Origin of the sequence: Streptomyces sp. NPDC051105, from assembly GCF_040682795.1 — a bacterium.
Lineage (GTDB): Bacteria > Actinomycetota > Actinomycetes > Streptomycetales > Streptomycetaceae > Streptomyces.
In genome coordinates this window covers 30096-43705 of record NZ_JBFBBR010000011.1, presented here as the reverse complement: position 1 = coordinate 43705, position 13610 = coordinate 30096, and the positions used below count along the sequence as shown (strand labels likewise).

12 protein-coding genes are annotated in these 13610 nt (G+C 70.6%); 3 read left to right on the top strand and 9 right to left on the bottom strand.

Annotated elements, in window-relative coordinates; translation table 11 throughout:
- The first annotated feature begins 137 nt into the window (after positions 1–137).
- The gene (locus AB0N16_RS26355) at positions 138–800 is read left to right on the top strand and encodes a DsbA family protein (protein ID WP_365800720.1); all 663 of its coding nucleotides are present in this window, start codon (positions 138–140) and stop codon (positions 798–800) included.
- A 141-nt stretch (positions 801–941) separates the two neighbouring features.
- Here AB0N16_RS26355 and AB0N16_RS26350 read toward each other — a convergent pair whose 3' ends face one another.
- The 7 genes from AB0N16_RS26350 to AB0N16_RS26320 form a co-directional block, all read right to left on the bottom strand.
- Positions 942–1589 carry a superoxide dismutase gene (locus AB0N16_RS26350; protein WP_365800718.1) on the bottom strand — a complete coding sequence of 216 codons (648 nt, stop codon included), beginning with the start codon at positions 1587–1589 and terminating at the stop codon, positions 942–944.
- Positions 1590–1744: 155 nt separating this feature from the next.
- Complete coding sequence (locus tag AB0N16_RS26345) at positions 1745–2635, bottom strand: TauD/TfdA family dioxygenase (RefSeq protein ID WP_365800716.1); 891 nt, start codon at positions 2633–2635, stop codon at positions 1745–1747.
- Positions 2636–2648: 13 nt separating this feature from the next.
- On the bottom strand, positions 2649–3989 hold the full coding sequence (locus tag AB0N16_RS26340; protein ID WP_365800714.1) for an LLM class flavin-dependent oxidoreductase: 1341 nt from the start codon (positions 3987–3989) through the stop codon (positions 2649–2651).
- Positions 3986–4699, bottom strand: a complete 714-nt coding sequence (locus AB0N16_RS26335) for an ABC transporter ATP-binding protein (RefSeq protein WP_365800712.1) — start codon at positions 4697–4699, stop codon at positions 3986–3988. Before AB0N16_RS26335 ends, AB0N16_RS26340 begins: the two co-directional genes overlap by 4 nt.
- Positions 4675–5517, bottom strand: coding sequence for an ABC transporter permease (locus tag AB0N16_RS26330; RefSeq protein WP_365800710.1), 843 nt, complete (start codon positions 5515–5517; stop codon positions 4675–4677). Before AB0N16_RS26330 ends, AB0N16_RS26335 begins: the two co-directional genes overlap by 25 nt.
- Entirely contained in the window at positions 5514–6581 is a 1068-nt protein-coding gene (locus AB0N16_RS26325) for an ABC transporter substrate-binding protein (RefSeq protein WP_365800708.1), read from the bottom strand. Before AB0N16_RS26325 ends, AB0N16_RS26330 begins: the two co-directional genes overlap by 4 nt.
- Positions 6582–6787: 206 nt before the next feature.
- Entirely contained in the window at positions 6788–7972 is a 1185-nt protein-coding gene (locus AB0N16_RS26320; protein ID WP_365800706.1) for an ROK family protein, read from the bottom strand.
- Between the two features lie 443 nt (positions 7973–8415).
- Here AB0N16_RS26320 and AB0N16_RS26315 point away from each other — a divergent pair, with 443 nt between their 5' ends.
- Positions 8416–9000 carry a biotin transporter BioY gene (locus AB0N16_RS26315; protein ID WP_365800704.1) on the top strand — a complete coding sequence of 195 codons (585 nt, stop codon included), beginning with the start codon at positions 8416–8418 and terminating at the stop codon, positions 8998–9000.
- 149 nt (positions 9001–9149) lie between these two features.
- On the opposite strand, the gene AB0N16_RS26310 is transcribed toward AB0N16_RS26315, so the two are convergent.
- Positions 9150–9860 (bottom strand): LPXTG cell wall anchor domain-containing protein, encoded by a 711-nt coding sequence (locus tag AB0N16_RS26310; RefSeq protein ID WP_365800702.1) that lies wholly within the window; start codon positions 9858–9860, stop codon positions 9150–9152.
- Between the two features lie 258 nt (positions 9861–10118).
- Here AB0N16_RS26310 and AB0N16_RS26305 point away from each other — a divergent pair, with 258 nt between their 5' ends.
- On the top strand, positions 10119–12056 hold the full coding sequence (locus tag AB0N16_RS26305; protein WP_365801177.1) for a protein kinase: 1938 nt from the start codon (positions 10119–10121) through the stop codon (positions 12054–12056).
- 12 nt (positions 12057–12068) lie between these two features.
- Here the strand turns inward: AB0N16_RS26305 and AB0N16_RS26300 are convergent, their stop codons facing one another.
- Positions 12069–13541 carry an amino acid permease gene (locus tag AB0N16_RS26300; protein ID WP_365800700.1) on the bottom strand — a complete coding sequence of 491 codons (1473 nt, stop codon included), beginning with the start codon at positions 13539–13541 and terminating at the stop codon, positions 12069–12071.
- Positions 13542–13610: the final 69 nt, after the last annotated feature.

The window sequence follows — 13610 nt, the reverse complement described above, 5'->3', positions numbered from 1 at the left end:
GGGGGGCACTCCCTCATCGTTGTCGGTACGCCGGAACAGCACCGATACTCCCATGCGCACCTGACCGGGGGATCCGGGAATGGGGTGACCGACGGCGGTGTTGCGGCTGGGAAAGGGACCGTATTCCGAGGAGAGCCATGTCCGAGACCGTGACGAGTTCCGGCAAGACCCCTGTCGACTTCTGGTTCGACCCGCTCTGCCCCTGGGCCTGGATGACCTCCCGGTGGGTCCTGGAGGTCGAGAAGGTCCGCGACATCGAGGTCCGCTGGCACATCATGAGCCTCGCGGTCCTCAACGAGCCGAAGCTCGACGAGCTGCCCGAGGAGTACCGCGAGCTGCTGGAGACCAAGGCCTGGAAGCCGATCCGCGTGGTGACCGCGGCCTGGCAGAAGCACGGCTCCGACATCCTCGGCCCGCTGTACACCGCGCTCGGCACCCGTATCCACAACAACGGCGAGGGCCCGACCCTGGAGGCCATCGCGGGCGCCCTCGCGGACGTCGGTCTGCCCGCCGACCTGATCGACTACGCCGAGCAGGAGGACTTCGAGTTCGACGCCGAACTGCGCGCCTCCCACAAGGAGGGCATCGACAAGGTCGGCCAGGACGTCGGCACCCCGGTCATCGCGGTCCCCGGCGCGGACGGCGAGCAGATCGCCTTCTTCGGCCCGGTCGTCACCCCCGCCCCCAAGGGCGAGGAGGCGGCCCGCCTGTGGGACGGCACCCTCGCGGTCGCCTCCGTCCCCGGCTTCTACGAGATCAAGCGGACCCGCACCAAGGGCCCCGACTTCAGCAACCTGTAGGCCCGATCAGGTCGCGGGCGCATGCCCTGACGAACCCCTACGGGAAGGCCCCCGCGAGTCACGTCCTCGCGGGGGCCTTCTTTTTCCGCCTGCCCCCGTGAGCGGTGAGAAGACGATCACGAGGCAGGGCGCATCGGTGGCTCAGGGAGCCAGCAGCAGCACATCCGCGCGGGACTTCGCCGCCTCGTGACGGCGGGCCACGTCCTGCCAGTTGACGACGGCCCACATGGCGTCGATGAAGTCGACCTTCTGGTTCCGGTACTGGAGGTAGAAGGCGTGCTCCCAGGCGTCGAAGACCAGGATCGGGGTGGAGCCCTGGCCGACGTTGCCCTGGTGGTCGTAGACCTGCTCGACGATCAGCCGGCCGCTGAGCGGCTCGAGGGCGAGGACGCCCCAGCCGGAGCCCTGGGTGGTGGCGGCGGCCTTGGTGAGCTGGGCCTTGAAGCCGGCGAAGGAGCCGAAGGACTCGGTGATCGCGTCGGCCAGGTCGCCCACGCCGTCGGCGGCCAGCGGCTCGCCGCCGCCGTCCTTCGGGCCGGTCATGTTCTGCCAGTAGATGCTGTGCAGGATGTGGCCGGACAGGTGGAACGCCAGGTTCTTCTCCAGGCCGTTGACCGAGCCCCAGCTGTCCTTGTCCCGTGCCTCCGCGAGCTGCTCCAGCGTGTCGTTGGCGCCCTTGACGTAGGCGGCGTGGTGCTTGTCGTGGTGCAGCTCGATGATCTCGGGGCTGATCACGGGCGCCAGCGCGGAGTAGTCGTAGGGCAGTTCAGGGAGCGTGTAGACGGGCATGGGCGTGAATCCCCTCCGGACCGCTTGTTGCAATGGACTTGCAAGTACACGTTAGCAACAAGAAGGGCGGTGTGGGCAAGGAAGAAGGCCCCCACGTGTCGTCACGTGAGGGCCTCGGCGGGAGGGGCGGGGTCAGCCGGCGGCGGCGCCCGGGGTCATGCGGCCACGGGCGTGTAGTGCGAGGCGTCGCCCTCGACCGAGTAGCTCTCCTTGCCCTCGATGCCGGCCGGGACGTCACCGGCGATGGTGACGCGGTGCAGGCGGCGCGGACGGCCGTCGTAGTTGTCGATGGCGTAGTGCTGGGTGATGCGGTTGTCGAACAGGACGAGCTGGTTGGGGGACCAGCGGTGGCGCAGGATGTTCTCGGGGCGGGTGACGTACGCCTGGAGCAGGTCGAGGACCTTGCGGGACTCTTCCTTCGACAGGCCGACGATCCGCTGCGCGAACCCGCCGATGAACAGGCCGCGTTCACCGGTCAGCGGGTGCACCCGGACGACCGGGTGCACCGTGCGGAACTTGATCGACGTGAACTGGGCGCGCTGGGCTGCCTGTTCCTCGCCGATCTCCTCGTCCGGTACGGCGTAGTCGTAGTCGTTGGTGTGCTCCGCCCAGAGCGTGTCCGCGAGCGCGCGCAGCGGCTCGGGCAGGTCGCGGTAGGCGGCGGCCGAACTGGCGATCAGGGTCTCGCCGCCGTACGGCGGGATCGTGAGGGAGCGCAGGGTGCTGGCCTGGGGCGGGTTCAGGACGAACGTCACGTCCGTGTGCCAGTGGTTGGCCCGGCCGCGCTCGCTGTCGACGGGCAGCACGTTCGGGGCGCCGTCGACGGCGGGCACCGTCGGGTGGGCTGTGGTGAGGCCGCCGAAGTGCCGGGCGAAGGCCTCCTGGCCCGCGTCGTCGAGGTCGACGTCGTCGAAGACCAGGGCCTTGTGGGCGTTCAGGGCCTCGCGGATCGCTGCGACCTGCTCCTCGTCCAGCGGCTTGGCGATGTCCACGCCCAGGACCTGGGCGCCTATGTTCGCGGTGACCTTGCGGATCTCGATGGACATGCGGGGCGTCCTTTCAGACGGTGGCGAGTGCGGGAGTGACGTACTGGTTGGCGGGGCGGGGGAGGCCGTAGCGCTCCCGCAGGGTGCGGCGGGGGCCGTACTCTGCGCGCAGCAGGCCGCGGGCGCGCAGGAGCGGTACGACGTGGTCGACGAAGGCCTCCAGGCCGGAGGGGAGCACCGGCGGCATGATGTTGAAGCCGTCGGCGGCGCCCTGGGTGAACCAGGTCTCGATCGCGTCGGCGACCTGCTCCGGTGTCCCGGCGAAGGTCAGATGGCCGCGGCCGCCGCCGAGCCGGCCGATCAGCTGCCGGACGGTGAGCCGGTCGCGGCGGGCGAGTTCGACGACCAGCGTGTAGCGGCTCTTGGCCCCTTCGACGGCGTCCTCGGACGGCAGGCCGGCCGGCAGCGGCGCGTCCAGCTCCAGGGTGCCGGGGGCCAGTTGGAGGAGCCGCTCCAGGCCGTCGACACCGTGCCGGTGCACGATGTGGTCCTCGAGGAGCCGCTCGTTGGCCCGCGCCTCGGCCTCGGTCGAGCCGATCACCGGGACGATGCCCGGCAGCACCTTGATGTGGTCCGGGTCCCGGCCGGCCGCGGCCGTACGGGCCTTGAGGTCGGCGTAGAAGGCGCGGGCGTCCTCGATGGTCTGCTGCGCGGTGAACACCGCCTCCGCGTACCGGGCCGCGAACGCCTTGCCGTCCTCGCTGGACCCCGCCTGCACCAGCAGCGGGTAACCCTGCGGGGAGCGCGGCACGTTGAGGGCGCCCTCGACGCTGAAGTACGGCCCCTGGTGCCGGGGCGGGTGGATCTTCGCGTCGTCGCCCCAGACGCCGGCCGCCTTGTCGGCGACGATCGCGTCGTCCTCCCAGCTGTCCCAGAGCTTCAGGGCCACGTCGAGGAAGTCGGCGGCCCGGGCGTACCGCTCGGCGTGCGCGGGCTCCGCGTCCAGACCGAAGTTGCGGGCCGCCTCCGCCCCCGCGGTGGTGACGATGTTCCAGCCCGCCCGTCCGCCGCTGACGATGTCGAGGGAGGCGAACCTGCGGGCCAGGTTGTAGGGGGAGTTGTAGGAGGTGGAGGCGGTGGCGATCAGGCCGATGTGCTCGGTGGCGGTCGCCAGCGCGGTCAGCAGGGTGAGGGGTTCGAGCGCCCCGGAGGGCCGCTGCTCGACGCTGCCCCACAGATGCGGGCCGTCGGCGAGGAAGAGCGAGTCGAAGGTGCCGCGCTCGGCGGTGCGGGCCAGCCGTACGTAGTGCGCGAGGTCGACGTGCGCGTAGGGATCGCTCTCCGGGAGGCGCCAGGAGGCCTCGTGGTGACCGGTGTTCATGAGGAAGGCGTTGAGGTGGAGCGGGCGGGTCATGCGGGGTCCTCCGTGACACCGAGGGCGGCGAGCAGTTGCTTTCGGTAGAGGGCGCTCGGCCGGGCGCGGTCGATGGTCAGGTCGAGGCCGATCCGGCCGTTCTCCAGGACCAGGACACGGTCGGCGAGGACGATCGCCTCGTCGACGTCGTGGGTGACGAGCAGCACGGACGGCCGGTGCCGCCTCCACAGCGCGCGCAGCAGGTGGTGCATCTTGATGCGGGTGAGGGCGTCGAGCGCCCCGAACGGCTCGTCAGCGAGGAGCAGTTCGGGCTCGCGGACCAGGGAGCGGGCGAGCGCGGCGCGCTGTGCCTCACCGCCCGACAGCTCGCCGGGCCAGGCCCGCTCCCGGCCGCCGAGGCCGACCTCTTCGAGCGCCGACCGGCCCTTCGCGTGGGCGTCCTTGCCGTCCAGTCCCAGCACCACGTTGTCCAGCACCCGGCGCCAGGGCAGCAGCCGGGAGTCCTGGAAGACCACCGACACCCGTTCCGGAGCGGTGAGTTCGCCACTCCCCGCGACCCCGTGGTCGAGTCCGGCGACCGCCCGCAGCAGGGTGGACTTGCCGGAGCCGCTGTGCCCGAGCAGGGCGGTGAACTGCCCGGCGGGCAGGTCGAGGTCGATGCCGTCGAGGACCGTGCGGCCCCCGAACGACCTGGTCAGCCCCCGGAGCCGGACGGCGGGGCGGGTCAGCTGCTCAGTGTGCGGCGCCATGACAGCACCCTCCGTTCGATGCCACGGACCACGGTGTCGGAGACGAGGCCGAAGACGCCGTAGATCAGCAGGCCGACCAGGATGATGTCGCTGCGGCCGTAGTTCTGGGCCTGGAACATCATGTAGCCGAGGCCGCTGGTGGCGTTGATCTGTTCCAGGACGACCAGACCGAGCCAGGATCCGGTGACACCGAGCCGGAGTCCCACGAAGAATCCGGGCAGCGCGCCGGGGATCACGATCTGCCGGATGAACCGGAGCTTCGACAGGTCCAGGACCTCGGCGAGTTCGACGTACCGGCTGTCGATGGCGGACAGCGCGGCATGTGTGTTCAGGTAGACCGGGATGTAGACGACGATCGCGATGATGGCGATCTTGAAGGTCTCGCCGATGCCCAGCCAGAGGATGAACAGCGGGATCAGACCGAGGGTCGGGATCGCCCGGTTGATCTGCACGGTCCCGTCGATCAACGCCTCCCCGGTCCGGGTGAGCCCGGCGGCCAGGGCCAGCAGCACCCCGGCGGTCAGCCCGATCGCGAAGCCGTACCCGGCCCGCTCCACGGAGGTCAGGATGTCCGTGCGCAGCGTCCCCCCGGTCCACAGGTGGTACGCCGTGTCCAGGACCGTCCAGGGCGCCGGGATGGCGCCCGGGTCGAGCTGCCCGGCGGCGGACGCGATCGCCCAGGCGGCGAGGAAGACCAGGGGTCCGACCAGCCGGGCGGCGGGCAGCCGGCGGCCGGGCGAGAGTCGGCGGCGCGGGCGGACCCGGCGGGCCTCCTCCTCGACGGGAACCGGCACGGTGCCGGTGGCCACGGCGGTCATTTCCGGTACTCCGCCGGTACGGCCTTCGCGGCGAGGGACTCGAAGCGGTGGTCGAAGAGCGAGGAGACGTCGGTCTTCTTCACGAAGCCGCCCTCCGCCAGCAGATCGGCGGTCTCCTGCTCCCACTTGATCGCCTCGTCCCAGCTCGGCGGGAACAACGGCTTGTTGGCGAGCTTCGTGATGCCCTGGGCCTGGGCGAGGGTCAGGTTCTGGGTCTTCACGTAGAACTCCTCGTTCCAGGTGTCCGGGTTCTCCCACTGCCAGACCAGGCCCTTGGCCCACTGCGGGATGTACGCGGCGACCGCGGCCGCCTTGGCCTTGTCGTTCAGCACCGCCTGCGGCGCCCACAGCAGGTTGAGCAGGTCGACGACGTCGGTGGCGATCGTGTGGGCGCCCTTCGCGCCGTACTGCTGGATATAGGCCGGCGCCTGGGTGTTGGGGAGCGGGGCCACGTCCACCTGGCCGGACTGCAGGGCCGTGAAGAACTGGTTGCTGGTCAGCGGGACCAGCCGCACGTCGTCGTAGGCGAGCCCGGCCTCCTTCAGCGCCCGCAGCAGCACGACCCCCTGGGCCTGCCCCTGCGAGAAGGCGAGCTTCTTTCCCTTGAACTCGGCGACCGTGCGGATGTCGCTGCCGGGCTTGGTGGCGAACGTGTAGTTCGGCTTGCGGGTGATGTTGATCGCCACGATCTTCGCGGCGAAACCCTGGAACTGCGCCTGGATCGGCGGAATTCCCGCGTTGTTGGCGAGGTCGAGGGACTTGGCACGGAACGCGTTGATGACATCGGGACCGGCCCCGATGTTCAGCCAGCTCGACACCGTGAACGGCAGCTCGGGCAGTTTCGCCAGCTTGAACTGCAATTGCTGGGCGTTCAGATAGGAGGCGATCTTCAGGCTGGTGCCGGCCGGGACCTTGGTGGCCAGCGGAGCGGTCGAGGCGCCCGTGGTCTCGGCGGCGGCCGTGCCGCCCGCGCAGCCGCTGAGCCCGGCCACGGCCGCCGAGGCGCCGAGCAGCGAGGAGAGGAAGAGCCGGCGGTCGATGTCGGAGGAGGACGCAGAAGGCATGGGAGGGCTCCCGGGAGAAAAGCAGCTGAGAAGCAGCAGAATGGCAGGGAGAATTTCCGGCGGAAGAAGGCCGGAAAGAGAGATCTCACGCAGCGGGAAATGCGCGCTCGGAGCGCGTCAAGACGTCAGCAACAGAGGGTGCGACAGGTCATGAGAAGGATGTTCCTTGCCGTGGACGACGGCTGTCAACATTCCGAGTTTCTGAATTAAATAAGCCGTGGTGACGCGCTCAACGGGTCCCGGTACAGCACGTCGAGGACCACCGAACCGCCCGCCACCGCCAGCACCCGGTCCCCGAAACTGGTCGGCGCGACCAGGGCGGCCCGCTCCGGTCCGACCGCCTCCCGCAGGGCGGCCAGGCAGTCCTCGCGGTTCAGGACGCCCACCTCGGTGACCACCACGCTCTCCGGGTTGAGGACGTCGAGGAGCAGCCCCGCCGCCCGCCCGGTCAGCCGCGCCCGCTCCACCAGCAGCCGCGTCGCCACCGGATCACCGGCGCCGGCCGCCGCGAGGACGTCCATCGGATTGGCGCCGTCGACGACCCCGGCCGCCCGGGCCCGCCGCACCAGCGTCCGCTCGCTCAGCTCCACCTGGAGGCAGCCGGTGCGCCCGCAGTCGCACGGCTCCGTGCCGCCCGGCACCGGGAGATGGGCGATCGTGCCCGCCTGCGAGCGCGGGCCGTGGTGCACCTCGTCGCCGGTCGCGAAGGCCGCGTCGACCACGTTCCCGACGAACAGGTGCAGCACGCTCCGGCTGCCCCGGGCCCGCCCGAAGAGCCGCTCCCCGTTGACCAACGCCCGGGCGTGCCCGTCCACATGGACCGGCAGCCCGGTGGCCGCGCCGAGCAGCTCGCGCACCGGCACCTCGCGCCAGCCCAGCAGCGGGTGCTCGACGACGGTCCCGGAGTCCCGGTCCACCCAGCCGCCGACCGCGACCCCGACGCCCAGCGGCCGGCTGCCCGGCACCCCGTCGAGCAGCGCGGCCAGCCCGGCGGCGGCCCGCTCCAGCACCCCGCGCGGCTCGGTGTCCCGGTGCTTCAACTCCCGCCGCAGGACCACCCGGCCGCGCAGGTCGAGCAGCGCGACCGTGGTGTACGGCACGGCCACGTGCACCCCACCGACCACGAACCGCGAGTCGTCCAGGTCGACGGGCACGTGCGGCCGGCCCACCCCGCCGGCCCGGCGCGGCGCCCGCGCCTCCCGGATCAGGCCGAGTTCGGTGAACCGGGCGCAGTAGTCGGTGACGGAGGCCGGGGAAAGGCCGGTCAGCCGGGCGATGGTGGAGCGGGCCACCGGCCCGTGCTCCAGCACCGACCGCAGCACCACGCTGGCGCTGGTACGCCGCCGGTCGCCGGGGGGAGAGGGGAGCGGGGGTGCCGCGGTACGGGGCATGGGAACCGTCCTCGGGAACGGGGGCCGACACGTCTGGGCGATCGAGGCGCGCCGGGTCCGGTCCCTGCCGCACGACCTCAGGCCGGACGGCGACAGGTGGCAGCCCCTTGCCGTCGCAGGTCGACATAGCGACGCGACGTGAAGTTCCGGGACTGGGCGACCATGTCCGAAAGCGTAGGGCAGCACCCTGGAATCCCACCAGCCCACTAGGATTCGATTGGTGGAACTCCACAGGCCTGTTCAACGCCATTGACGTGACGGAAACATCGCTGCCTCAGTGATCGGCGTCACCTTGAACCGCGTGTAGCCCGCACCCTTTGTGGGGAGCCCACCAAGCGCCCGTTCCGGCCTTTGTCGATCGCTGACGTGTTCGGCTCAGGCGGCCCGGGATAGCGTCACGGTGTCCCCTGGTTGTCCGCCCACCCTCACCTCGCGGAGTCCCCATGAGCACCGCCACCGCAGCCGCGTCGACCCGCACCGGCACCGTCCTCGCCGATCTCCTGCCCGCGTCCCGGGTACGTGACGTGGCCCTCGTGGTCGGCGGCGCCGCGCTCACCGGCCTCGCCGCCCAGATCGCCGTCCCGGTCCCGGGCTCCCCGGTCCCGGTCACCGGCCAGACCTTCGCGGCCCTGCTCGTGGGCACCGCCCTCGGCGCCCGCCGCGGTCTGCTCTCCCTCGCCCTGTACGCGCTGGCTGGCCTCGCTGGCGTGCCGTGGTTCGCGAGCGGCACCTCCGGGGTCTCCGTCTCCTTCGGCTACATCCTCGGCATGATGCTCGCCTCCGCCGTCGTGGGCGCCCTGGCCCGCCGCGGTGCCGACCGCGACGTGCTGCGGATGGCGGGCACGATGCTGCTCGGCGAGGCGATCATCTACGCGATCGGTGTGCCGTACCTGGCCTACGCCGCCGACCTGTCCGCGTCCGCGGCGATCGCCGCGGGCCTCACCCCGTTCCTGATCGGCGACGCGGTGAAGGCGGCCCTGGCGATGGGCGCGCTGCCGGCCGCCTGGAAGTTCGCCGACAAGAACTGACGGCACCGAATGGCCGACAAGGGCTGACGGCACCGAATGGCCGACAAGGGCTGACGGCACCGAATGGCCGACAAGGGCTGACGGCATCGGATACGGGAAGGGGCCCGGGGCGCGCACGCGCCCCGGGCCCCTTCCCGTGGGTGTCCCGCTCAGCCGGTCCGCCGCCGTGACCACCACACGCCCGCCGCCCCGGCCGCGATCAGTGCCGCGCCGGCCGCGCCGAGCGGCAGCACGTCACTGCCCGCACCGGTCTTCGGCAACTGGTCGCCGCTCGGTCCGACCGGCTTGTTGTCGGTGCCTAGCAGCAGCGGGGTGGCCGGGGCGTTCGGCGACGGGTTCGTCGTACCGAACGGCACCGGGCCCTGCTGCCAGAAGGTCTTCTTCCCGTCCGCGCTCTGCACGGGCAGGCAGATCTTCCCGGTCTTGCCCAGGTCGAAGGTGGCGTCCACCGGGTACGACTTCGACTTGCCCGCGCCGAGCGCGCCGACCGGGCAACTGAAGCCGCTGTTCGAACCGGCCGGCAGGTCCTTCGCCGCGATGGCGTCGCAGCCCTGCACGTTCGTGACCTTCAGGCCGTCGAAACCGACCACCAAAAGCCTGATGTCGGCGCTGTCCTTGGTGCCTTCGTTCTTGACCGTGGCGGTAATCGCCGTTTTCTGTGAACTGTTGTCGACCGAGATCTTCTCGGGCAGTGTGGTCGTCAGCTTCACACCCGCCGGTGCCTGGTCAACCGCCTTTCCCCCCTTGCCGCTTGCCGGTCCCTGGTCATCGGCGGCAGCCGTGAACGGAAGGATCATCACGGCCGAGAAAGATGCCGTGACCAGCGATCCCGCGACGACTGCCATACGACGAGAACTCATGTTCGTCCCCCTTGCAACCCCCTGGACCGCGCCTGAATTCGCGGTCACTTGAAGAGGTACCACAAGATTTCTCCGCACTATGCTGGTATGGCCGTAAGTGTGACCATTGTGTGTCAGCAGGGGCGGTCGTTGAGGGGGTGCAGCGAATTGCCGGAGAATTCAGGGAGTTCAGGGATCTCAGGGAATTCCGGTAGTCCAGGGAATTCGGTTGGTCCAGGGAATTCGGAGAGCACGGTGCACGGTGGTGTCCCGGGGCTGCTGGTGACCGGTCGCTACCGGCTGGCCGAGAGTATCGGGCAGGGGGGAATGGGGCGGGTGTGGCGGGCCACCGACGAGACGCTGGACCGGCAGGTCGCCGTCAAGGAGATGCGGATCGACGGCCTCGACGCCGAGGACACCCGCACCCGCCGCGAACGCACTTTGCGCGAGGCCAGGGCCACCGCCCGGATCGACCACCCCAATGTCGTACGGGTCTACGACGTCGTCGACGAGGGCGAACGCCTGTGGATCGTCATGGAGCTGGTCAACGGCCGCTCCCTGGAGTGGATCATGGCCGAGGAGGGGGCGCTGAGCCCGCGGGCGGCGGCCCGGATCGGCCTCGGCCTGGTCGCCGCGCTGCGCCAGGTGCACGCCGGGGGAGTGCTGCACCGCGACATCAAACCCGGGAACGTCCTCGTCGAGAACGCGGCCGGCCGGGTCGTCCTCACCGACTTCGGCATCGCGGCGATCCAGGACGCCAAGGCGCTCACCATGGTCGGCATGCTCGTCGGCTCCCCCGACTACATGGCACCCGAGCGGATCTCGGGGCGTCCGCAGGGCCCGCCGTCGGACGTCTGGTCGCTCGGCGCGACCCTGTGCGCGGCCCTCGGCGGCCGCTCCCCCTTCTCCCGCGACACGACGCTGGCCACCCTGCACGCGGTCCTCTACGAGGAGCCCGAACTCCCCGCCGCGGCAGGCCCGTTGCACGACCTGCTGGCAGCGCTGCTGGCGAAGGAACCGACGGCGAGGCCAGGCCTGGCGGAGGTGGAACAGACCCTGCGTCCAGTGGCGTACCCACCCCAGACCCCGACGGAGACCTACCCGACTCCGGCCCCGACTCCGGCCCCGGCTCCGGCTCCGGCTCCGACTCCGGCTCCGGCTCCGGCTCCGGCTCCGGCTCCGGCTCCGACGCCGACTCTGACTCCGACTCCGACGCCGACGCCGACGCCGACGCCGACGCCGACTCCGACTCCGACGCCGACTCCGGCTCCGGCTCCGGCGGAGCGCCCGACACCGGCGTACGTGGACCTGACGAAGCTGCGCGTGCCGGAGCCCGAGGACGAACGCCCGCAGCCGCAGCCGACGGAGGTGCGGACGTCCCCGCCGGTGAGCCCCTCGACGGAGGCGGCGACGCGACGCTCAGAGGTCCGCTCGGAAACTCCGCCCAGCAACTCGGCAGGGCCCACCCTCCAGGCTCCCCCTCCGACAGGCTTCGCATCGCAACGCCCCGAGCTGAAGCGCCCCGAAAGGGGCGCGGGGCTGCATCCAGCAGCGGCTCCGCCGCGGAGCGCGACAAGCCACCACGCACCCGCAGTGCCCCACCACCGCAAAGCCCCCAAACGCACAACTCTCCTGGCCGTACTGGGAACCGCGGCGGTAGCCACCGCCCTCGCCATCCTCCTCACCACCACAACAGGCGGCGGCGACAGCGACACAGCGACCGGCACCTCTCCAACCCCCTCGGCCACCACTTCCCCGTCGGCCACAGTGGCTGGCACCGCCCGCCCCCGCAGCCTCCCGCCCGGCGCCCACGAGGAGGCCGGCGGCTTCGCCTGGGTGACCCCGAAGGGCTGGCGCAGGGACGTGAAGACCGGCGCCGAGGTGCACTACACCTCCCCCGACGGCAGCCAGGAACTCGTCGCCAAGTCCTCCCTGGCCCGCGGCGACCTCATGGACAGCTGGAGTGCCTCCGAACGCAGCGCCCACCAGGGCCAGGACTACACGAAGATCCGGCTGGTCGAGACGGAGTTCCGCGGCTACCCGGCGGTGATCTGGGAGTACACCTTCACCCTCAAGGGCGTCCGCTGGCACGCACGGCTGCTGGGCTTCGACGCCGACGGCAAGTCGTACCAGATCAACACCTGGTACCAGCCGGCGATCGAAACCCAGGCCGTGCGGACGTACCAGCAGGTCAAGGAGGGCTTCACCCTGCTGTGACCGGCGGACGGCTCAGCCGACGGACACCTTGTCGGCGGGCTCGCCCGCCTCCGCGGCGGTCGCCGCCACGCGGCCCCCCGTGAGCTTCTGCTTCACCACGGCGACGGCGATCACGAGCGCCGCGACGAGCAGCGACAGCAGCACGGTCGTACGACCGCTGCTCTCGCCCTCCGTGTCGGTCAGCATGTAGGCCAGGACGAACACGATCAGACCGGCCGTCGCCCAGGTCAGGTACGGGTACAGCCACATCTTCACGACGAGCTTCTCCGGCGCCTCGGCCTGGATGATCTTCCGCATGCGCAGCTGCGAGAAGCAGATGACCAGCCAGACGAACAGGGCGACCGCGCCGGAGGAGTTGACGAGGAAGAGGAAGACGGAGTCCGGGAACCGGTAGTTGAAGAAGACGGCGACGAACCCGAAGACGACGGAGGCGATGATCGCGGCCATCGGCACACCGCGGGAGGTGGTCCGGGCGAAAGCCTTCGGCGCGTCGCCGCGCTGCCCGAGCGAGAACGCCATCCGGGAGGCCGTGTACAGACCGGAGTTGAGACAGGACAGCACCGAGGTCAGCACGATGAAGTTCATGATCTCGCCGGCGTGCGCGATACCGAGGGAGTCGAGGGCGGCGACGTACGAGCCCTTCTCCTTGATCGACGGGTCGTTCCAGGGCAGCAGTGCGACGACGATGAGGATCGAGCCGAGGTAGAAGACGCCGATCCGCCAGATGATGCTGTTGGTGGACTTGGTGACGGCCCGCTGCGGGTCCTCGGACTCACCGGCGGCCAGGGTGGCGATCTCGCTGCCCATGAAGGAGAAGACGACCAGCAGCACACCGGTGAGGATCGCGCCGGGCCCGTGGGGCAGGAATCCGCCGTGGTCGGTGAGGTTGGCGAAGCTCGCCTTGTCCGCGTGCACGCCGGGCAGCACGCCGAGGACGGCCAGCAGGCCGACGACGATGAACGCGCCGATCGCGACGACCTTGATCCCGGCGAACCAGAACTCGAACTCGCCGTAGGAGCCGACCGAGATCAGGTTGGTGGCGGTGAGCACCACCATCACGATGAGCGCCCAGCCCCACTGGGGCACGGCCGGGATCCAGCCCTCCAGGATCTTGGCACCGGCGGTGGCCTCCACCGCCAGCACCACGACCCAGAAGAACCAGTACAGCCAGCCGATGGAGAACCCGGCCCAGCGGCCGAGCGCGCGGTCGGCGTGCGCGGAGAACGAACCGGAGGTCGGATTGGCGGCGGACATCTCGCCGAGCATCCGCATCACGAGGACGACGAGCGTGCCGACGAGGGCGTACGACAGCAGGATGCCGGGCCCTGCGGTGGCGATACCGGAACTGGAACCGACGAAGAGGCCGGCGCCGATGACACCGCCGATGGCGATCATCGACAGGTGACGGTTCTTGAGTCCTGCGTGCAGACCGTTGCCGGGATCACCGGCCGGGGACGTGGCAGTCGTGGTCGGCTGCGAAGTCATGGGGGAATTCCTTTGCGCCGTTGAGCGGAGGTCCCGTACGAGCGGCGTACGAGTTGGTCCAGTGAAACG